Here is a 21,718-nt window from a genome sequence, read left to right as displayed (position 1 = left end):
TTTATCTAATGTCACTGATGCAGAAGTCCTTCCAAATTTGCTCAAGCAAACACGTCGACGAATCATCGAGATATCTGGAGATGGTGCTTACGACACAAGGAATTGCCATGATGCCATACGGATTAAGCAAGCTGTTCCGCTTATCCCACCAAGAGAAGGGGCTGCCTTCTGGGAACAAGGACATCCTCGCAATTTAGCAGTGGGCTGCCAAAAGCTCTACGGCTCCAACAAGAAGTGGAAAAAGCGGTATGGTTATCACAAGCGTTCGCTCTCTGAAACAGCCATGTATCGTGTGAAGCAGTTGTTAGGTGGGAAATTAAGCCTGAGGAACTACAACGCTCAAGTTGGTGAGACTTACGCTATGATCAGGGCGCTGAATAAGCTTACAGGGCTAGGTATGCCTGAAACTCAGTATATCGTTTAAGAATTAAGCACGATGGGGCAGACATGGTTTCTCTATGAACTAAGCAACAAAGCCTCTTTGAGAAGTACTATGGTTAGGGGCAAAGCCCTTATGGAGATTAAGTAGAAGTATTCTAAAAGTTTTAAACTTTATTGTCATAACTTTAGTCTTTGGAAGGTCGGGAGGTTGACTTAGTTTCAATCTTTATTGTTACTTCACTCCCTGTTCATCTACATAACAACAAGGTCTGGAAGGAAGAAAAGTTTTAATCTTTAATGTCCTCCGACACCTAAGCGGCACATGCGAGAGCATGTGCCGTTTTTTTTGTCTTGTGCTAAGCGTGATGGAGCGATCAAGAGCTTTCGCCAGTAGGTTGCTTTCATGACAAAAATGTCATGTTGTTGAAAGGGTGGTGTCAGAGGCGGTGTTCAATAATGACCTCATTGAAAACAAGCACTCAAAGGTTAACAACATGAACGCAATCAAAACTGCTCTTTTTGTAACGGTAATGGCAATGACTAGCGCATCTGCATTCGCTCAACCACTTTTCACTGGTGGCAACTACGTGAGCCGCGAAGAGATGAAAACCATCTCAGTTACGCCGACAGCAACGTCAGATGAGGCTTATCAACAGGCACTGTCTGAACTCAATTCACTTAAAACCTTGTCGGCTCGTGAACTGAATAAAGAGCTCAATATCCTGACGTTTAATGTGAAGTCTCGCAGTACGCATTTAAAAGATGGAGGCTTCGTGACCGTGCAAGAACGCATGAATGAAGATGGTCAGTTGGAATATTTGGGCAAAGTGAATGTCAAAGTGCATTATGCCGAACGCGATAACAATCGATAATGGTTTGCCAATGAGGAAGAGTATGGTGTGGTTCACATCATGCTCTTTTTCGATCTTTATACTGGGTTCTCATCCTCCCGCTAACACACTAGGTAAGTAAAGTTGAAAATATTGATCGTCGAAGATGAGCACAAAGCCGGAGAATATCTGCAAAAAGGTTTGATTGAATCTGGGTATGTGGTGGATTTAGTGCATGATGGGGTCGATGGGCTTTATCACGCTACCAGTGAAGAATATGACTTAATCCTCCTCGACATTATGTTGCCTAAACTCGATGGTTGGCAGGTGCTTAACACATTGCGCAGTAGTGGCATTCACACCCCAGTGATCATGCTGACAGCGAAGGAGCAAGTGGAAGATCGCGTGCGCGGTTTTGAGTTGGGTGCCAATGACTATGTGGTAAAACCTTACGCGTTTGCGGAGCTACTGGCGCGTGTTCAAAACGTATTTCGTCATCATATTGCCGCGCAAGTGGTCGCATCGCCGCAAACATTACGTGTGGCAGATTTAGAACTTGATATGATCAAACGCGTTGCCACGCGCGCGGGGCAGTCGATGTCGCTTACCGCCAAAGAATATGCCCTGCTTGAGTTGTTGATGCGCAAAACTGGCCAAGTGCTTTCACGTACCACCATTGCGTCGTTAGTGTGGGATATGAACTTTGACAGCGATACCAATGTGATTGATGTGGCGGTCAAACGTCTGCGTAGCAAAGTGGACAAACCGTTCGATAGACCACTGATTCACACTGTCAGAGGGATGGGCTACAAACTCGAAGAGAGTCGTGATGCCTAAGTTCTCGCTGCCTTTTTCCATGAAAAACAAGCTCGTGCTGATGTTTGTTAGTATGACGTTTGTGACCTATTTTTTTTTTGGCTTTCATCCTACAGTACGCCATTGAGCGCCACTTTTATTCGCAAGATTTCAGCTATATTTCCAGTAAGTTCAATGCCATTGAGAACGAGTTTAAACGCTCGCCAGAGGATGTGTTCAAGCAAGCGAATAACAGCACGCTCTACATGTGGGTGTTTGAAGGCAAGCAGAACGTCTATCAGAATTCGAGCCTGACGATTCCTCAGAACCGAGCCTACAGCATTAGCTCACCTCAAGTTTTAAATCACGAGCGCTCCATCGAATGGAGTGAGGACTCGCTGAATATTCGCGCGTTTGCGTTTCAAGCTGGGGAGTATCAGGTGGTGCTCGGCATGAGTATCAACCACCATATTTTGTTTTTGGATAAGCTCGACTGGATTTTGTTTTGGGCGCTCGGTTTGGCGTTTGTGATTTCTTCCGCGTTGAGCGGTTGGATGGTAAAACGTGGGTTGAAGCCGATTGTGGGATTGAATCAGCACATTCAACAGATATCACCAGAGCAAATGGGCATTCGTCTCGACCCCGATTCGTTGCCAATAGAACTGCGCGAGTTAGCCAACAAACACAACGCGATGCTCGATAGGTTGCAAACTGGTTTTCGCCGCTTGAGCGAGTTTTCTTCTGATATAGCACATGAGTTAAAAACGCCACTCACCAACATTACCACGCAAAATCAGGTCATTTTAGGTACGTGTCGAACGCCTGAAGAGTATCAGGATGCGATTGCCTCAACGTTGGAAGAACTCAACCGCATCACGAAAACCATCAACGATTTGCTCTACATTGCCAAGGCCGAAAACAAGCTCATTCATCGCCATGACGAAGTGTTTGCGGTGCAGGAGGAAATCGACCGTTTGGTCGCGTATTTTGAAATATTGGCCGAAGATGCCGATGTGCAAATCGTGAGCTCAGGCGACGGTCAGCTCTATATGGACAAAAACATGTTTGAACGTGCGGTGGGCAATTTGCTCTCCAACGCGATTCGTCATGCGTATGCTGATTCAACCATTGTGATTGACGTTCAAGAGGTTGATGAACAGGTGACGGTATCGGTCAGCAACCAAGGTGATACCATTGCCGAGCAAAACTTACCGTACCTTTTCGACCGTTTTTATCGCGCAGATAAATCTCGCCAACATGTAGGTAGCGTAGGTGCAGGGCTAGGTTTGTCGATTACCCAATCTATCGTGCAAGCGTATGAAGGACAGATAAAAGTAACATCAGATAAAGACAAGACGCGGTTTGTTATGATGTTGCCATCGGCAGGTGTCAATGGAAGTGATAAGTCAGTTGAAGCATAAAAGGCAAGCCTTGGCTTGCCTTTTGGGACTCAAACTCGTTTGAAGCTATTTGGGTTATTGACCCAGTTGATGAGCGGTTAGAATTGCAGAGTAGACATTTTCTGCCGTCACTGGGAATGGCATATTGTGGATGGTTTCTCCCTTGGCCGTTGAGGCTTCGGCGACCTCGCGCAACTTAGCGTGGTTAAGCTCTTTAACGCCCATATCAAATAAGTTGGTTGGTAGACCTACAGAGCGGCAGAATGCAAGAACCGTATTAATCTCTTCCATCGCTGCGTTTTCTAGTACCAACTGAACAAGTGTGCCGAACGCGACTTTCTCACCATGATAGAGATGGTGACACTCATCGAGCTTGGTTAGGCCGTTATGAATAGCGTGAGCGCCCGCCAGGCCACTGCTTTCAAAACCGATACCGCTTAGGTATGTATTGGCTTCAATAATGTTTTCTACCGCTTTGGTGCTCACACCATTTTCTACTGCAGCTTTTGCTTTTAAACCATCTTCAAGCAAGGTTTCATAACAGAGCTTCGCAAGAGCTTGCGCTGAACGTGTCGCTAAACCACCAGCTATTGTTGCCTTACCAGAGGTCATGTTGGCACGAGCTTCAAAGTAGGTTGAGAGCGCATCGCCCATCCCCGATACCAGTAGGCGAACTGGGGCTTTTGCGATGACAGACGTATCCATGATGACCATGTCTGGGTTTTTAGGGATCATCAAGTATTCCGCAAATTCACCTTCTGGTGTGTATATCACCGCAAGAGCAGAGGTTGGCGCATCAGTCGAGGCAATCGTAGGAACCACCACGACAGGAATTTTGGTGTAAAACGCAACGGCCTTTGCTGTATCTAAGGTTTTACCACCACCAATACCGACAATGACATCGTGTTTTTGAGTCGCACAAATGTCCGTGATGCGTTCAATCTCAACGCGCGAACATTCGCCACCAAAAATGTTCATAGTGAGTGGGAGCTTTTCGTCAGCAAAGCTTTGTTTGACGTCATCACCAACCAGGTTAGTCACGAACTCATCGGCAATTACTAACGGACGTTCACCCAATGTTTTCACATAGTGAGCGATAGATGTAAGTACTTGTTCACCTTGGACGTATTTGCTTGGGCTGATAATAATTTTGTCCATAATTCAAACCTTTAACCTTTTTTATGTGTGTTTTTGACTGCAATGAAAATCCATTGTAGCGATAAGGTTTATATTAGGTTTGGTGTGGTAAGTGGTGAAGGATATCTCTGATTTTGTTCCATGCTTTTATGACCTCTGTGTCAAACCGACTGTCAGAAGTAATAAGCATCAGCATGCTTTATGGCGACGATCACTATTCAGGAAAATTTGTCGTTTTTCGTTTCATATTGAAACAAAAATATCGAAGTAGTTGTTTCAATATGAAACGGATTGATTTTTGTTGAGTACGCTTTTTCTCTGTTTAAGATGAATTCATACCCTACATAAAAATATAAATGGAATGAGATAGAACGATGAAAAAGTTAATTAACCAAGTCGATGATGTTGTATTGCAGCAAATGGAAGGCCTGGCATTGTCCCGCCCTGAGCTAAAAGCTAACTACGAACCTCGTTACATGTGGCATGAGGAAACGCCGGGGCAAGTGGCATTGGTTTCTGGTGGTGGCTGTGGTCATGAACCTTTACACGCAGGTTTTATTGGTAAAGGCATGCTGACAGGCGCTTGCCCTGGAGAGGTATTTACTTCACCTACGCCAGATCAAATGTACGAATGTGGTAACCAAGTGAATACTGGTGAAGGCGTGCTATTTATTATTAAAAACTACACCGGAGACGTGTTGAACTTTGAAACGGCCGTGGAGTTGCTTCATACCGATGGCATCAAAGTTGGGGCGGTGTTGGTGGATGACGATGTTGCGGTCAAAGACAGCCTGTACACCGCTGGTCGTCGTGGTGTTGCTGGAACGGTATTAGTTGAGAAGTTAGTTGGTGCTGCCGCGAACAAAGGTTATTCGCTGGAGCAATGTGAAGCACTGGCTCGTCGCGTTAATAATCACTGTCGTTCATTTGGCGTGGCGCTTAATGCTTGTGTTGTGCCAGCTGCGGGTAAACCATCTTTTGTTCTGGAAGATGATGAAGTGGAGTTTGGTGTTGGTATCCATGGTGAACCAGGTATCAAGCGAGTGAAATACACCGACGCCGATACGTTAGTGGATGAGATGTTTGCTGAAGTTGCTGAAAACACGCCTTATCAGCGCACATTGCGTATTTGGAATCGTGACGAAGGTGAATGGGATGAAGTGGAATCCAGCATTGAGCCTTTCGCCGCTGAACACGACTACATTGTGATGGTGAATGGTATGGGCGGAACGCCAATTTCTGAGCTTTACGGGGTGTACCGCCGTCTTGCCCATAACTGCGAGCAAGCGGGGTTCCGTATCGTGCGTAATATGGTTGGTAACTTCTGTACTTCACTCGATATGGAAGGCGTTTCAATTACGTTGCTGAAAGCAGATAAAGAGATGTTGGAGCTGTTTGATGCTCCTGTCGATACGGCTGCGATCAAGTGGTAACAGGGGGGAGCAAACATGCAAATTGAAAAACAACATATCGTTCACTGGTTAGAGTTATGTGCAAAAACGTATCAAGAGAATCAAGATTTTCTGACCGACCTTGATCGTGATATTGGTGACGCAGACCATGGTCTCAATATGAACCGAGGCTTTAAAAAAGTTGCTGAAAAACTGCCGCAATTTGCGGACCAAAATATCGGCAGCATTCTCAAGAATACGGGCATGACCTTGCTTTCTAGTGTCGGTGGGGCAAGTGGCCCGCTGTATGGCACGCTGTTTATTCGCACGGCTGCCGCTGTCGGAACTCGAGAGCAATTAACGTTTGAAGAGTTAGTGGATGCACTAAAAAGCGGTGTGGATGGCGTGGTGTCTCGTGGTAAAGCAGAACTGGGTGATAAAACCATGTGTGATGTTTGGTTACCCGTTTTAGTTAGCGTGAAGGCGTCGTTAGAAAATGGCATGAGCGCTGACCATCTATTGAATGAAATGGTTGAGCTAGCAGAAACAAATGCGGTTGCCACGATTGAAATGTTGGCGAAAAAAGGGCGAGCAAGCTATCTGGGGGAACGTAGTATTGGCCACCAAGATCCCGGTGCAACCTCTTCTTTGTTAATGATTAAAGCACTACAGCAGGCAATAGCAGGTAATTAAGATGGTGGGAATTGTTGTTGTATCTCATAGTCGTCGCCTTGCTGAAGGGGTGGCCGAACTTGCCACCCAAATGACGCAAGGCAAAGCCAAGCTTGCGATTGCTGCGGGGATTGATGACCCAGAGAACCCGATCGGAACCGATGCCATTGCCGTGATGGAAGCGATTGAGCAGGTACATGATCAACAAGGGGTTGTTGTGTTGATGGATCTTGGCAGCGCGTTGCTTAGCACGGAAATGGCTCTGGATCTGATTGATGATCATGTGAGGGAAAATGTCACCCTTATCTCGGCTCCTATTGTTGAAGGAACCATGGCGGCGTCGGTGGCTGCTGCCGCCGGATTACCTTTATCGACGGTAGTCGAAGAGGCACAGAATGCGTTAAGTGTAAAACAAGAGCATCTTGGTGATCAGCCACTAACATCCGCTGAGATAGCGCCAGTATCAGACAACTTTGAGCAAGAACGGACATTTGATTGGGTAGTGCAAAATCCGCATGGATTACATGCTCGTCCCGCTGCGGCCATTGTTGGTGCACTCGCGCCTTTTGACTGCCAATTATGGTTGAAAAAAGGCGAGCGCCGTGTGAACGCGAAAAGCTTAAACAGCATTGCGAAACTTGGCGTTCGTAGCCAAGAGACGATCACGCTGTGCGCACTCGGACCTCAATCTAGTGAAGCAATTCAGGCATTTGAAGCCTTAGCTCATGAGCACTTCGGAGAAAAAGAGGCGGTTGAGCAAGGCATTATTGAATCTGAAGAAAGCTCGGATACTTTGCTCGATGACATGGCTTCAAGTCAGATTGAAGGTGCTGTTGTTGGTATTCGAGTCAATGACGGTATCGCTACTGCTCCTGCTGTCCTTTTTACTCATGAAATGCCAGCTGTGCCTGAACGTGATTTCCAAAGTGAACAAGATGAAATTGAACGGGTTAAGCGTGCGATAGGCGTGGTTGTTCAACATTTGCAGGAGCAAGCGAAGCTGCCGAAAGGGGAAATATTTTCCGCTCATAGCATGATGCTCAGTGACCCAGAATTATGGGCATCGGTCGAGTCGCGAATTCAAACGGGCATGATAGCCGAGCAAGCTTGGGTAGAATCACTGCAAACGTTGGCCGACGAGTTTCGCCAGGCTGAAAGCCAGTACATGCAGGAACGCGAAGCAGATGTGCTTGATATCGCACGCCAAGTTATGGTCGAAATGACAGGCTTAACGCCTAATGCCATCGACATTCAGGAACCGAGTGTTTTGTTGGCCCGCGACCTGATGCCTTCTGATGTGGCCGGGCTTGATAAATCGAAAGTGCTTGGTATCTGTTTGAGTGAAGGAGGGAAAACCTCTCACAGTGCGATTCTTGCTCGTGCGATGGGGATTCCTGCCATCGTTAAAGCTCAGGGCTGCCTTGATGCTGTGCGTGCTGGTCAAGTGGTGACTATTGATGGCTTCCGAGGGCATTTATGGTTCTCTCCTTCAGATTCCGTACAGCAGGAATTAGAAGCGCAACAAATAGAGTGGCAAAGCACCCGACAAAGTGCACTAGCGAGTGCTCAGCAAGCCGCAGTCACCTGTGATGGTGTCCATATTCCAGTATTCGCCAATATTGGTGGACCGAAAGATATTGATGATGCACTAACATCAGGAGCAGAGGGCGTTGGTCTATTCCGGACTGAGTTTCTATTTCAAAACAGTGATGAGTTGCCGACTGAGGAAGCGCAATACCAAGTGTATCGTGATATTGCCGCCGCACTTGGCGATAAGCCACTTACGATTCGTAGTCTAGATGTTGGCGGTGATAAGCCTTTAGCCGCTTATCCTATGCCAGCGGAAGATAATCCTTTTTTAGGTCTGAGAGGGGTGCGGTTGTGCCTTCAACATGAGTCATTGTTTACCGCCCAACTTCGAGCCATTCTGAGAGCTTTTCACGAGCAACCGAATATTCAATTGATGATACCGATGGTGGCTCAGGTTGAAGAAGTGAGAAAAGTAAAAGCGCTGTTGGCACATCAAGCAAACCAACTTGGCTTGGATGCGACTCATTTGCCTGTCGGTATTATGATTGAAGTACCCGCCGCGGTATTAAATGCTGATTCGTTAGCACAAGAAGTCGACTTTTTCTCTATTGGCACCAATGATTTGACTCAATATGTTATGGCTGCCGATCGAGGCAACGCCGCCGTTGCTGAATTGGTGAACTACTTTGAACCATCGGTACTAAAAGCCATTGAACTCACTTGTGCAGCAGGCGATCGTGCGGGCATACCGGTCAGTATGTGCGGTGAGATGGCAGGCGATCCAAATGCCACAGGCACATTACTTCGTGTTGGGTTACAAAAATTCAGCGCCAGTCCTAGTCTGCTACCGGGACTAAAAGCGCAGATTCGTCAGTTGTCTGTTGATGTTTAATCGACATCTTGTCGTTAGTACATCTATACCGGCGTGCTTACGCCGGTTTTACTTTTGTAGGAACGCCATTTCTTGGCTTAATACAGCTTCATTTGTTCCTGCAGTCCAAACTTATTAATTTTTCTCCATAGGGTCGTGCGGCCAATTTGCAATGCTTTCGCCATATCATGCATTTTGCCATCACACTGATTCCAAGCTTGAACAATCGCTCTTCTCTCAGCTTCTTCTAGCGTGATTACCGACGTATTCTCTGCGGTATGGCGAGAATTCAGTTTAATGTCTTCTGGAATATCGTTCAGCTTGATTAAGTTGGAACTGCGGTTAAGCAAAATTCGCTCAGTTCGGTTTCTTAATTCGGAGTTATTGCCTGACCAACGAAAATTCATCAACGCTTCCAGTGCGACTGGCTCTATCGAGATAGTCACATTGTGGCGGCGCTCATAATGGCTGATAAGCTGCTGGACGAGAAATTCAATATCTTCTTTGCGCTTTCTTAGTGGCGGAATATGAAGCTCGTTCGAGGAGATTTCATAATAAAGTTGCCGACCAAATGAGCGCTGAGTGACATACTCGCTGATCTCTGAAGCGGTGCTCGTAATAAGTTGAAAGTCTACGGGGATCAATCGCAAACTGTCGCTGCGGCTGACGAGCCCAGTTTTTAACAACTTAAGTAACACGGCTTGTAAATCGGGCGACAGATATTCCACCTTTTCTAAAAAGAGCGTACCGCCATGGGCGAGTTCAAACTTAGAAGGCATGCCTTGCCCTTCGTCGTACCCCAGGGTTTCTTTGACCAGTTGCTCTGTATTGATGGAGCGGCAGTTGAGCGTAATGAACGGCCCTTCTTTGTAGGTGCTTTCGTTATGAATCGCCATGGCGAGAGTGGCTTTTCCTACACCTTCTTCACCCGTAATTAGAATCGGTGATTTGGATTTTATGGCCCGTTTTGCCACGGTAATGACATGCTTCATTTTTCGTGAAATGACGGGCAAAGTGCTGAACGTATAGCGCGCACTGCCACCTATTTGTTGTTGAGCAAGTTCGCGAATTTTATCTATGGGATGCAAAAATAATAAGTGCGTGCCGTCGTTGAGTGGACGCAAGGTAATGATCGCTTCAACAAACTCGCCACGAACTTCTACCGTTGTGAGTTTGCGGTTGATGCTTGCACCCGACTCAAGACTATTGAGGACATTTGGCGGGAAACGTAAAACAGAAAAGACTTCTTTATCCAAAACCTGACTGGCTTCAATGTTTAACAAGCGCTCTGATTGATGATTTACCATGGTGATACGGCTTTCTTCATCCCAGGCCAGAAGGCCGTCATCCATGCATTCTAGTGTTGCGTTGTGAGCACAAGTGAGGCGGTTAATGTTTTCTTGTTCCGACTGAATATGGATTTGCAAACTGACTTCTTTCGCGCTCGACGCGATGATGACTAAGTTTTCTTTCTTATAGCTCTCTACTTTTTTGATAAGGCATGTTGTGCCGCGTAACTTGCCAAATTGGTCGAAAACAGGTGCTGCTACAGAGGCATAAGAATGTAAGTGGCGATTGAAATGTTCTGCTGCGAAAACTTCACTCGGGATATGAGTACTAATACAGAGATTGACCGCATTTGTGCCAATTTTTCCTTCAGATAGAAAACAGCCTTGTTTAATGCCGAGCGCCTGCATCTCTTGCTGCATTGAGTGATGTCCCACAACGGAAAGAACGCAGCCGTTGCCGTCAGTTATCATCAATAGCAGGTCTTCGTCTCCTAGCATGTCGTAAGTGTCTTCAAGTACGGTAGTGGCGCATTCGATGAGGTGCTCGTTGCGTTTCATCAGAGATGAGAAGGTAAAGCCAGAGGCAATATGTGGTTTTGACCAGGTATAAGGGCTGCATTGCTTTATGCAACGCTCCCACGACTCAAGTACGGGAGTGCGGGAAAATTCTGGAGATACCCAATGGTGTTTCTGGAAAAACTCCCATTTGGTTTTAGTGTCTTCGATTGAAAGCATGCCATACCATTTCAACGCCAGCGATAGATTGGTCCGATATTACAGAGACATACGAATATGGACTGTGATGGCTTTCACGCACGCTATACAGAAAGGATACGCAAAGAAAAGAGGCTAGTTGAGAAGGCATTCCTTGCCAGAGGTTGGGTTAAAAAGGGCTGTCCTTGCCCAGTTCATTGCAAATTTCGACAATCGCGAGTGACAGGCCGGACTTAATGATTTGTTGTTGGCGCTGAAGCTGGAGTTGGTAAAACTCAAGATCGATGTCGTCATCGGGTTCGTTGACTTCCAATTGCACCATGCCCATTTTCTTCACCAGATGCAGTTTTTTGATCGGTTCTAGGATATTTGGGTCAGTGAACTCGTAGTCCGATGCATCGCTGTTCAGTTGGTTTTTCAGCTTAATGATGTCTTCGATATCGTGGTAGATGTCGTCGGGCAATACACCTAGACCAAACAATAACTTCAAACGAACCGATAAGTCGCCAAGCGGTCCTGAATCTTGCAGTAATGGGCCGACGACCGATTGCACAGCAAAGTTATCTTTACGGAAGATTCTTTGGATGAGTCCGTCGATGGATTCGTTAAATACGTCGACGGTCGCAATAAAGAAGCCACGTACCGATGGTGCGCTGTTGAGTCGTTCAATGATCTCGGTTTCGTTGATGTTATCTGCCATATACTGATCAGTTGTTTCATTATTATATTAAGGGGAGCAGAGCTCCCCCTGAGTCAATCAAAGCTGGTTGTAAAGCGACTCGATTTGAGCCACTTCAACACTGTCTTCAGCCAGACCGGTGTATTTTGCTAGCGTTTTTGTCACGCCAACCTCTTTTAATGAGGTCTGTAGCTCAACCGCTTGCGGATCGGTGTCGTTGGTGTATTTCAACGCCGCCGCGATCCCTTTCAAAAGTGTTTGATTTTCAGTGCCATACTCGATTGTACCGAGTAATGGCTTCACTAATCTATCATTTGCACCCAATTTACGAATTGGTTGTCGTCCAACGCGATCCACTTCATCCACTAAATATGGGTTGGCGAAGCGACCTAAAATCTTTTCGATGTAGGCATTGTGCATGTCGCGGTCGAAGCCGTAACGACGAATCAACACTTCGCCACTTTCCTGCATTGCTTGTTTTACTTCGGCATGAATGTTTGGGTCTTCAATCGCTTCGCGAATGGTGCGATGGCCTTTCAAACAGCCTAAATAAGCGGTAATGCAGTGACCTGTGTTTAGGGTGAACAGCTTACGTTCGACAAAGGCCATTAGGTTGTTGGTTTTTTCCATGCCAGCAATGTTTGGGATGTCGCCCTTGAACTGTTGCTCATCGACAATCCATTCGCTGAAGCTTTCAACCGTCACTTCCAATGGGTCATCGTTGACGGCCTCTGCTGGTGGAACGATGCGATCGACAGCGGAATCAACAAAGCCAACCAACTCGTCTGCTTTTGCATGCAATGATTTATCTAAGTGTTTGTACACTTCACCTTTTAGGTGCGTTGTGCCACGCACCATATTTTCACAGGCGATGATGTTAAGTGGCGCGTCATTTCCAGCTTCAAAACGTTTGGCGATACCTTTCGCGATGGTTTTCGCGATGATGTCTAATACGTTTGGACCAACTGCTGTGGTGACTAAATCGGTTTTGACGATGCGATCAATCACGTCTTCACTGGCTGAGTTTACCGCTGTGACGTGGGTAACGGTGTCGATTTGACACTCAGTACCGACCACTTTTACTTTGTATTCTTGTTTGTGGCTGAGCTGGTCTACTAGCGGTATATCAACGTCAGCGAAAGTGACCTCGACTTCTGCGTCTGCTAAGAGTTTACCGATGAAACCACGACCGATGTTACCTGCACCAAAATGAACTGCGTTTTTCATAATTCTTACCTACCAATATCTGAAAATGTTGACTTACGAAACTAGGGTGAGGCCAACCGCATAGGGGGTGACAGCTGACCTCATTTGCCTCAGGAGCAAATTAAAGGAGTAATTAAGCCGCTTGTTGACCGCCAAGGATGTTCAGAATTTCTTCTACATCGTTGGTGCTGGTTAGCTTCTCAATTGCTTCCGGCTCATCGAGCGCGTTCGTAATGGTGGTGATCACCTGGATGTGCTCATCGTTCTTAGCGGCAATGCCGATAACCAGCTTCGCGACATCGTCGTCATCTTCAGTAAATTGGATACCCGATGGGTATTGGCAGATTACAATGCCAGTTTTCTTCACGCGGTCTTTCGCTTCTACGGTGCCATGAGGAACCGCGATAGACTCGCCAAGGTAAGTTGGAACCAACGCTTCACGTTCAAACATCGCGTCTACGTATTCTGGTTCTGCGTAGCCAAGTTCAACCAATTTGTTGCCTGCAAATCGGATGGCTTCTTCTTTGTTGGCTGCTTTCAAACCTAGATGAATGTTTTCACGCTGGATTTGGAAAACCGATGGCTGTTGTGGCTCAAAGCTGTCGTCGTTGGCAGCAAGTACCGATACTTTGACCATTTGATCGTCATTCGCAGCCGACTGTTTTTGTGCTGCCAGTAACTTGGTGACTAGCTGGTTGTACATTTCGCTGTCTAGGAAGTTAGTCAATGAAATGTGGTGTGCGTTTGGAGCATGCTTACGTGCACGATCCGTCAAGTCTTTGTGTGTAATCACGATATCTGCACTCTCTGGTAAGCTGTTGATAGCAAGGTTGGTTACGTGGACGTTCAGACCTGCGTCCTGAACTTTCTTACGTAGCATGCTCGCCCCCATGGCGCTTGAGCCCATGCCCGCATCACAAGCGACAATGATGCTTTGTACTGTCGCTAGGTCTACGTCACCTTTGCTTTCGTTGTTTACCACTGCGCCGTTTTTCGATGCAGATTTCATGTCTTTCATTTGCGATGTGGCTTTTTCTAGTGCCGCTTCATCGCCATCTTCTTCTGTCGAGGTTTGCGTTTTCATCAGCAGAGAGGCAACCGCGAATGACACGCCTGTTGCTGCCGCGATAGAGGCAAGAACGCCAACAATTGAGCCTTTCTGAGTCATCAACAAGATTGCAAAGATTGAACCTGGTGATGCTGGAGAAACGATGCCCGCGTTAAACATGGTTAGAACGAACACGCCAGTCATACCACCTGCAATAGCCGCAAGGATCAGACGTGGGTTCATTAGAATATACGGGAAGTAAATCTCGTGAATGCCACCGAAGAAATGGATGATGGATGCACCGCCAGCCGTTTGGCGAGCCGTACCTTTGCCAAACACCATGTAAGCCAGCAGGATACCCAAGCCCGGACCAGGGTTCGCTTCGATCAAGAAGAAGATCGATTGACCAGTCTCAGACGCTTGCTGAATACCCAGTGGAGAGAAGATGCCGTGGTTGATCGCGTTATTTAGGAACAGGATCTTCGCTGGCTCAACAAAAATAGAAGTCAGTGGCAGAAGGTGCGCTGAAACAAGGAAGTTTACGCCAGCTGCCAATGCGCCTGAAAGCACTTTGACAAATGGGCCGATAAGGAAGAAAGCCAGAATGGCGCACAGCATACCGATGATGCCAGCAGAGAAGTTGTTCACCAACATCTCGAAGCCGCTTTTTACTTTACCATCGATGTAGTTATCGAATTTTTTGATTGCCCAGCCACCCATTGGGCCAACCATCATTGCGCCCATAAACATTGGGATGTCGGTACCGACGATCACGCCCATGGTTGTGATTGAACCAACGACCGCACCGCGATCGCCGCCCACTAACTTACCACCGGTGTAACCGATAAGGAGTGGCAGCAAGTAAGTGATCATAGGACCAACCATGGAAGCTAACGTCTCATTTGGTAGCCATCCGGTTGGGATAAATAGAGCAGTGATAAAGCCCCACGCGATAAACGCGCCGATGTTAGGCATTACCATGTTTGACAGAAAACGACCAAAATTTTGTATCTTGATCTTGGCATCTGGTGATATCATAACAATTCCCCGTTCGATGTTCTGATGAATATGTTGTCGTAAACGGTTCGCCAAAACCGCTTGTTTGATTGCTTAGTACCCAATCAATTTACCACACATTTTCTAATTGGAACTGACGACGGGTTTTTCGTGATCAACCCCCGCATTTCTTCGGATGAAAAGCATTTTTTAAGTGATGATGATCAATTAATTGATATGTAACTTAATAACAAAAAATGACTTTCAAATCTGTCAATAAAAATATTAGTGATCAATTCGATCTTCTGACAAATATAAAATCAAAATTCATTGTGATTGAGATCACCTTTAATTTCTTTTTTAATTCAAATTAAATGCCTGAAACGATCAATGTCACATTTTGTTTGGCGTTCGGTTTGATTTGAAATGTGATCTATAACCATTTTGAGGTTTTGTGAAAGTTTATAACGTGAACGTTTGCGCGATGTTGGCGTTTTGTGGATTAAAGCTGGAGATGAGTGGTCTTTTTGCGATGAGTTTAACTAAACACTTTGTTTTTAATGTTTTATGAGCAAATAACGTATCACGCTGCACGCGTTTTGTTTATAGCGATTTTGAGCAGCGCGATACCTCCTACGTTTGTAGACGACGGTTAATTGTTCATAGCTAAATACTCGCGTGCGTTTTCACTGCCCATATAACGTGCCAGCGTTTTCTCAGGTACATCGCGTAAATCCACCATAATCAATCCATCCAGTGCGTTGTTAAATGCAGGATCGACGTTAAAACACACCAACTTACCATTCAAACTCAAATATTGGCGCAGTAATACCGGAACGCCTTTGCCTTCGTCAATTCGAGCGATCACGCGAGATAGCAACTGTAAATCTCCCAATGCGGTTAGCATGCTGGTATTCCAGTTTAAGTTGGTTTCTGGCAGTGGGTTTGACGGAGTGACGTATTCGGCGCAGTCGTTGTCGTAGTGGTGTAGGGTCATCGATTGTGCCAGCAACTGACGCGAGGTATGGCTGTAATCGTTGCTGATGCTCACTGGGCCAAATAAGTGCGTGTACTCAGGATGTTGATGAACAAAAGTCGCTATGCCTTTCCAGAGTAAGAGTAGGGCACTCATGCTTTTTTGATATTGCTCGGCAATCACAGAACGCCCCATTTCAATCGACTTACCCATTTGATCGAGAAAGCGTTGGTCATAGTTGAACAAGGTGCGCGAATACAATCCTTCTACGCCATATTTCGCCAATAATTGATCAACTAATCCAAGACGGTAAGCTCCTACCATGCATTGGTTCTCACGATCCCACACAAACAGGTGCAGGTAATCATGATCGAAGTGATCGATGTCTATCGCTTGTCCGGTCCCTTCGCCAACTTGACGGAAATTATGTTCTCGCAAGCGGCCAATTTCATGCAGGAGAGATGGGATCTGCTGCGCACTGGCGCAGTACACGTCGAACTCGCCACTTTGAAGCAGTTGGGTTTCTGCCGGTAAGCTGTGCAGCTCTTCAAGCAACTGGCCTATGGGTAACCCTGCCGCAATAGGTAAGAGATCATTGTCTGAGACCGTTTGCTGAGTGGCACTTACATCGCGGTTAAGCAGGTAGGTGTTGAGCCTCAGATAATTGACGATCTGATCATCGTTGAGGTTATTGAGTTCTTTAAATTTGATTGCTTGCCCAAAGGACAACTCAATGGTTTTTGCGCTCTTGTTGAGTAGCTCTCTTCCTAACATCAAGGTGCGTAAAAGAGGGTGGATTTTACCTGCCATGTAGAAGCGTTTAGAGTTCTGCCCACGAATGAAGACGGGAACAGTGGCGGCTTTGTTCTTACGAATTAACGCGCTGACACTGCGGCTCCATTCTTTGTCTTCTAAACGCTGTTGTTTAGCATCCACCAACTGCGACACTTCACCCGCAGGGAAAACCAATAACAAGCCGCCATTCGCAAGGTGTTTGTTGGCTGCTCTAAGTGCCTTCATGTTCGACTTGACCGCATCTTTGCCCTCGAATACGTCGACACCAATAAAAAGTTGGTCGAGCTCTGGCACGGTTTTTAGGTACTGATTCGCTAAAATTTGGATATCGTCTCGTACCATCAACAGTAGTTCGGCGAGAATCACGCCTTCAACACAGCCGAGAGGGTGATTCGCCACAATGACGGTTGCGCCTTGCTTTGGCACTGAGCCGAGCGAACCATGGGCAATGCGATAGTCGATACCCAAGATATCCAGTGTGAATCGTAAGAAAGTTTTGGTATCCGTATTCACGGGGCGTTGGGCGTAGAATTTATCGAGCTGACTTAAACCCGTAGCCCATTCTGCAACGTTTTCACCAATGCCAAACGGCGTTTTACGAGGGAGACGAAAAGGGGTCGAACTATCCATATTTACCTCAGCGTACAAGTGGCTGATCGGATAGTAGAAATTACAGATGACAGTTCAGAGGCAAATCCATGAGCCTTTGGTGACAAACTGGTGAAGCTTTGTTGACCAAAGGCGAAGGTGATAGGACAGCTTTAGCGTTACGTTTTGTCGCCAGCAAACATCAGGATACTCAGAGAGTTGAGCGTTTCACCGAGACTTTCTAGTGAGCTCAAGACCTGTTTGGTCGGCTCATTATCTAGCAGAATTCGACCATCAAAGCTTTTCCCTTCGTATTGCTGTTCATTACACGCATCCGCTTGGGGTTCTTGTGTTGAGTTGTCATCCATAGCTAAGTTGTCAGCACTAAAACAGGCCGTTGAGACAAATAATCCGCCTAGAACCACCAACCATTTTGTTTTCAACATAATCTTAAAATTCACAATAAAACACTGTTCAATTTTAATTAATTCTGTTCACCATTTCGAACGATATGACAAAAATTTAGCTTTAGGTCGCCATTTTCTGGCCATAGTTGAGCTATGTTATCGATACTACGAATTGTTACTTTTGGCGAAATTAGGAGGATGAATGGAGAAGATTTCCAATAAAGCGTCAATATGGCTCGGGCTGTGTCTGATAATAGGTTTAGGAGTATTGGGCTTTTTTATTCAGCAAACAGCAGTCAAATACAAAGCCTATGAGCGAGTGGTAACGGTGAAGGGATTGTCTGAGCGAGAATACCCGGCAGATACCGTCATTTGGCCAATCCAATTTACGGTAGCCAGCAATGATATGGGCGCGATGTTTGATGACATAGACCAACAAACGCGTTTGATTCTCGATTTTTTAACCGCAAAAGGCTTAACTGACAAAAACATCTCGCTGTCTTCGCCTTCAGTGATAGACCGTAAAGCGCAGCAATATGGTGGTGAGCAAGATATTGAGTATCGTTATTTAGCATCCCGAACGGTCACGGTTTACAGCCAAAATATCAATGTGGTTCGTGCGGCGATTAATGAGATTGGTGAACTTGGGAAGCAAGGCGTGATTCTTAATCAAGATCCTTATGCAAACCGAATCGAATACAGTTTCACGAAACTTAATGACATCAAACCAGACATGATCGAAGAGGCGACCAAAAACGCCCGCGAGGTGGCACAAAAGTTTGCGAAAGACTCACAAAGCTCATTAGGAAAGATCAAGCGAGCGACGCAAGGTCAGTTCTCCATTTATGACCGCGATAGCAATACGCCTTACATTAAAAAAGTCCGAGTGGTATCGACGGTTCAATATTACCTTTCTGACTAAGTAAAAAGCCGCTCAGTACGAGCGGCTTTTTTAATATGGTGACTTAAAGAATGGGATTAATGTCCTGAGTTGTCAGCTCTGTCTCGACAACATCAACTGGCGTGTAGTGCTGGTAAATCAAGAAACCGTCTTCTGACGTTTCATGAGCGTCAGGCGTATCAATATACGCGGTACATGTGTAGCCAATGCTGTAAGTACCCGGGCCAATGTAACCAAACTCGTAGCTGTAGGTTGTATTGCCTTCTTCGTCTTGTGATTCATTCACGTTAGCTACCGCAACTGGCGCGTTGAGTGGAGCTGTCGCGCCCATATCGCCCATGGTTGAGCGATCCATAGAACCCGCATACAGGTAAACAGAGTGAACGGCAGGCACATCATGAATCGCGTTCCATGCCGCACTGTCTGCTTCGCAAGCTTGGTATTGCACGTTACTTACCGTGCCAGCGATATGGCCTGAATCTGATGCGTTCACCAAACTTACTGCATTCGAGTTCATATTCATGTATTCTTGGCCGACTGGATCCGCCAGACCTTTACGCAAATCAAACTCTACAACGTAGCTATTGTGCCCAGTATGAACTTTTACATACTGACCTTTTTGGGAAAACTTCAAGCGACCCTGATCGCTGGTATCGGGCTTAAAGCCAAAGCAGCTACCACGACTTGGAACAACAAGACCTTTTACTGAGCCATCAGTTTTTTCGACATACGATAGAGACGTATCATTCAACTGTCGGCCATCTTTCGCGTAAACGCACATGGCGTAATCACCCGGAGCAATTTGTTGTTCGCTAATGATGGTTTTGGCATTTTTTCCTTGATATTCCATCAAATCAACTTGATGTAGAGCGCCGTTCTCGCTTGCGTCTAGCAGAATGTGATCGCCAGTTTGCTCGCCCGTTTCTGGGTTAAAGGGAATTAAAACCACGTCTTTAAATGCTAAGACCACTTTGTTGGCGTCATCCACAGGTGCATCTGAGACACCAAGAGAAAACGTAGCGGATTCTGTATTTGATGAAGAGTCGTCGCCACCGCAGCCAGTCAGTAGTAGACCGCCTGAGATAGCAAGTAGAGGATAAGTGTATTTTTTCATATTGACCTCTTGTGTTTACACTGCCGATAAACATCGAAGATTAGTCTCAGAGTCGAGACCAAATGTCATTGCTTGGTAATGACGGGGTCAATGTAAAAAAGGGAAATTCATATTGTGATATGGATTCCTAAAAGGCTATTTTTAAATCTATTGCTCAAGTGCAGCAGCGAAGCAGTAACTCCATTAACTTCGGCTCTACTTAGCTAAACAACGTGGTTGCTTTGCAACCACTTTCCCCATTTATACAAGCGCTTTTTTATAAAACTAAGTTCTTATTCGTAGTGAAATGAAGTTGATAATAATCAAAATAGATAGGTGATGAGGGGCGTAACGTAAGGTCGAATATTGCTAGAAGGAATTAGTATGATGGCATACAAGTTTTTTATTCGAGAGCTACTAGGATTAGCGATCGTGGTTTCAGTTGTTTTTGGTGTACTTGGTGTGATGCTCGATCTTTTCGCGCTTACGGCGTTGTGGGAACATCAAGATGCAATTGCTCAGATCTTTTTTCATGAGTCGTTTTACTTCATTGCATTCTTAATCCCGCCATTTTTCCTATGGAAGATCATTAATCGTTCTGATTTGGTTACCGCCGCACAAAACTATATCGCGCTAAAGTTAGAAGCAGAAAGTCGATAATCTAACTCCAAGTACGATTGATACCATTTGATATGACAGAGGCTCATGCTTTGTTTCATGAGCCTCTGTCATTTTGTCTCTCTGAGCAAGCAAGATAGCTTGCTCAAGGATTAATTCTTACTTAAAAGGCTGGTTCAATCGTTCCTTTGAAAGTGCTATCAAGGAAGTCGCGAATTTCTTGGGATTGGTAAATAGAGACGAACTTCTTGTAAGCCTCGTTGTTTCTGTCGGCTTCACGAGTCGCAATAACCATAACAGCGAGAGGTGCGTCTTTGGACTCTAGGAAAATACTTTGCTTCTTAGGATCTAAGCCTGAAGACATCACGTAATTCATCGTAATAGCTGCGGCATCAACGTCATCCAGCGTTCTTGGCAGCTGCGCCGCATCCACCTCAACGAACTCCAGTTCTTTTTGATTGCTCTTAATATCGGTTAACGCGGCTTTATGGCCAACACCTGGTTTAAGCTCAATCAAGCCCGCATCAGCGAGTAGTAACAGCCCTCGGCCTCCATTAGTTGGGTCGTTTGGAATGGCAATTCTGGCACGGTTTGGTAACTCTTCTAACGAACGGTATTTATTGGAATAAATCCCCATGCGCATCAAGATAGATTGGCCAATTGAAACGAGCTGAGAGTTATGACTGCTGTTGAAGTTATCCAAAAAAGGTTGGTGTTGGTAGCTATTAATATCGATGCTACCGTCACTCAGCGCGGCGTTAGGTGTCACGTAATCAGAGAACTCGATGACTTCAACATTTAGCCCTTGTTTTGCCGCTTCTTTCGCTACCGCTTCAACTACTTGTGCATGTGGCCCAACCGTAGCTCCGACTTTGATTACTGAATTATCTTTTTCTCCGCAGGCACTTAAGCTGAGCACCGCAGCGAGAACCCAAGATAACTTTTTGATGTGACCTAAACTTGTCATCGTAACTCCATTTCATATTTAGACGTCCATACGGCTATCCTATCAGGAATATATAAACGGTCAACGACTAAAACATTGAGGGATCATTTGGAGGTCACAAGGGCTGTAGAGCACAAATATTATTGAGCAGATGGTTGAGAAAGTTGATGGGGGTTTAAGCAAGGGAATTTACAAGGGGGACAAGAAGATGAGCTCAGGTGCCAACGGTGTACCCATAGCAACACTTAAAACCATCAGATACAAAAAAGGCGTAGTAGGTACTAACCTGCTACGCCTTTCGAAATTTGGTGGCCCCTCCCAGACTTGAACTGGGGACCAATCGATTATGAGCGAAGGTCTGGCGCAATCTCACTGCACAATCAACATAGAAACCCTGCCCCGAATCACGCCCATATCCACCAGCAAAATCACATCACCTGATTACCCGCGTGATT

17 protein-coding genes and 1 pseudogene are annotated in these 21,718 nt (G+C 45.9%); 9 read left to right on the top strand and 9 right to left on the bottom strand.

What is annotated here, in order from left to right:
• The 4 genes and pseudogenes from NL646_RS22730 to NL646_RS22715 all read left to right on the top strand — a co-directional run.
• Positions 1-424: IS5 family transposase (locus NL646_RS22730; protein WP_253664725.1), on the top strand; the 424-nt coding region annotated here is incomplete at its 5' end.
• 451 nt (positions 425-875) lie between these two features.
• Positions 876-1,253, top strand: coding sequence for a DUF3316 domain-containing protein (locus tag NL646_RS22725; protein WP_045626264.1), 378 nt, complete (start codon positions 876-878; stop codon positions 1,251-1,253).
• A gap of 102 nt (positions 1,254-1,355) precedes the next feature.
• Complete coding sequence (locus NL646_RS22720; RefSeq protein WP_005480575.1) at positions 1,356-2,048, top strand: heavy metal response regulator transcription factor; 693 nt, start codon at positions 1,356-1,358, stop codon at positions 2,046-2,048.
• Positions 2,041-3,427 (top strand): annotated as a pseudogene (locus tag NL646_RS22715) (heavy metal sensor histidine kinase). Before NL646_RS22720 ends, NL646_RS22715 begins: the two are co-directional and overlap by 8 nt.
• A gap of 54 nt (positions 3,428-3,481) precedes the next feature.
• On the opposite strand, the gene NL646_RS22710 reads toward NL646_RS22715, so the two are convergent.
• Positions 3,482-4,564, bottom strand: a complete 1,083-nt coding sequence (locus tag NL646_RS22710; RefSeq protein ID WP_253664724.1) for a glycerol dehydrogenase — start codon at positions 4,562-4,564, stop codon at positions 3,482-3,484.
• A 353-nt stretch (positions 4,565-4,917) separates the two neighbouring features.
• Between NL646_RS22710 and dhaK the strand changes: the two genes are divergently transcribed.
• Genes dhaK through ptsP form a run of 3 tightly spaced genes read left to right on the top strand, consistent with a single transcriptional unit; the run spans position 4,918 to position 9,028 of the window.
• Complete coding sequence (gene dhaK, locus NL646_RS22705; RefSeq protein WP_020904270.1) at positions 4,918-5,976, top strand: dihydroxyacetone kinase subunit DhaK; 1,059 nt, start codon at positions 4,918-4,920, stop codon at positions 5,974-5,976.
• A gap of 15 nt (positions 5,977-5,991) precedes the next feature.
• Positions 5,992-6,627, top strand: a complete 636-nt coding sequence (dhaL, locus tag NL646_RS22700) for a dihydroxyacetone kinase subunit DhaL (protein ID WP_005379705.1) — start codon at positions 5,992-5,994, stop codon at positions 6,625-6,627.
• Position 6,628: 1 nt separating this feature from the next.
• The gene (gene ptsP / locus NL646_RS22695) at positions 6,629-9,028 is read left to right on the top strand and encodes a phosphoenolpyruvate--protein phosphotransferase (protein WP_029863492.1); all 2,400 of its coding nucleotides are present in this window, start codon (positions 6,629-6,631) and stop codon (positions 9,026-9,028) included.
• Positions 9,029-9,105: 77 nt separating this feature from the next.
• On the opposite strand, the gene dhaR is transcribed toward ptsP, so the two are convergent.
• From dhaR to NL646_RS22665, 6 genes are all read right to left on the bottom strand, one after another.
• Positions 9,106-11,031, bottom strand: a complete 1,926-nt coding sequence (dhaR, locus tag NL646_RS22690; RefSeq protein ID WP_253664723.1) for a dihydroxyacetone kinase operon transcriptional regulator DhaR — start codon at positions 11,029-11,031, stop codon at positions 9,106-9,108.
• 148 nt (positions 11,032-11,179) lie between these two features.
• Complete coding sequence (locus NL646_RS22685; protein ID WP_005392227.1) at positions 11,180-11,710, bottom strand: MltR family transcriptional regulator; 531 nt, start codon at positions 11,708-11,710, stop codon at positions 11,180-11,182.
• A 57-nt stretch (positions 11,711-11,767) separates the two neighbouring features.
• A complete protein-coding gene (locus tag NL646_RS22680) occupies positions 11,768-12,916 on the bottom strand; it encodes a mannitol-1-phosphate 5-dehydrogenase (RefSeq protein ID WP_253664722.1) in 1,149 nt (382 codons plus the stop codon).
• Between the two features lie 112 nt (positions 12,917-13,028).
• On the bottom strand, positions 13,029-14,981 hold the full coding sequence (locus NL646_RS22675; RefSeq protein ID WP_253664721.1) for a PTS mannitol transporter subunit IICBA: 1,953 nt from the start codon (positions 14,979-14,981) through the stop codon (positions 13,029-13,031).
• Between the two features lie 610 nt (positions 14,982-15,591).
• The gene (locus NL646_RS22670; protein WP_253664720.1) at positions 15,592-17,340 is read right to left on the bottom strand and encodes a lysophospholipid acyltransferase family protein; all 1,749 of its coding nucleotides are present in this window, start codon (positions 17,338-17,340) and stop codon (positions 15,592-15,594) included.
• A 137-nt stretch (positions 17,341-17,477) separates the two neighbouring features.
• On the bottom strand, positions 17,478-17,744 hold the full coding sequence (locus NL646_RS22665; protein WP_024700376.1) for a hypothetical protein: 267 nt from the start codon (positions 17,742-17,744) through the stop codon (positions 17,478-17,480).
• A gap of 163 nt (positions 17,745-17,907) precedes the next feature.
• Here NL646_RS22665 and NL646_RS22660 point away from each other — a divergent pair, with 163 nt between their 5' ends.
• The gene (locus tag NL646_RS22660; protein WP_005453781.1) at positions 17,908-18,627 is read left to right on the top strand and encodes an SIMPL domain-containing protein; all 720 of its coding nucleotides are present in this window, start codon (positions 17,908-17,910) and stop codon (positions 18,625-18,627) included.
• 43 nt (positions 18,628-18,670) lie between these two features.
• Here NL646_RS22660 and NL646_RS22655 read toward each other — a convergent pair whose 3' ends face one another.
• Positions 18,671-19,720 (bottom strand): DUF4382 domain-containing protein, encoded by a 1,050-nt coding sequence (locus NL646_RS22655; RefSeq protein ID WP_140202680.1) that lies wholly within the window; start codon positions 19,718-19,720, stop codon positions 18,671-18,673.
• 366 nt (positions 19,721-20,086) lie between these two features.
• On the opposite strand from NL646_RS22655, the gene NL646_RS22650 reads away from it, so the two are divergent.
• Positions 20,087-20,359 carry a hypothetical protein gene (locus NL646_RS22650; RefSeq protein ID WP_021487203.1) on the top strand — a complete coding sequence of 91 codons (273 nt, stop codon included), beginning with the start codon at positions 20,087-20,089 and terminating at the stop codon, positions 20,357-20,359.
• A gap of 121 nt (positions 20,360-20,480) precedes the next feature.
• On the opposite strand, the gene NL646_RS22645 is transcribed toward NL646_RS22650, so the two are convergent.
• Entirely contained in the window at positions 20,481-21,284 is an 804-nt protein-coding gene (locus NL646_RS22645) for a MetQ/NlpA family ABC transporter substrate-binding protein (protein WP_005453767.1), read from the bottom strand.
• Positions 21,285-21,718: the final 434 nt, after the last annotated feature.

Source organism: Vibrio sp. Y20_XG_PY13 (assembly GCF_024181925.1).
GTDB lineage: Bacteria > Pseudomonadota > Gammaproteobacteria > Enterobacterales > Vibrionaceae > Vibrio > Vibrio parahaemolyticus.
The sequence above is the reverse complement of the archived record's forward strand: the minus strand, read 5'-3'. Positions and strand labels throughout refer to the sequence as shown.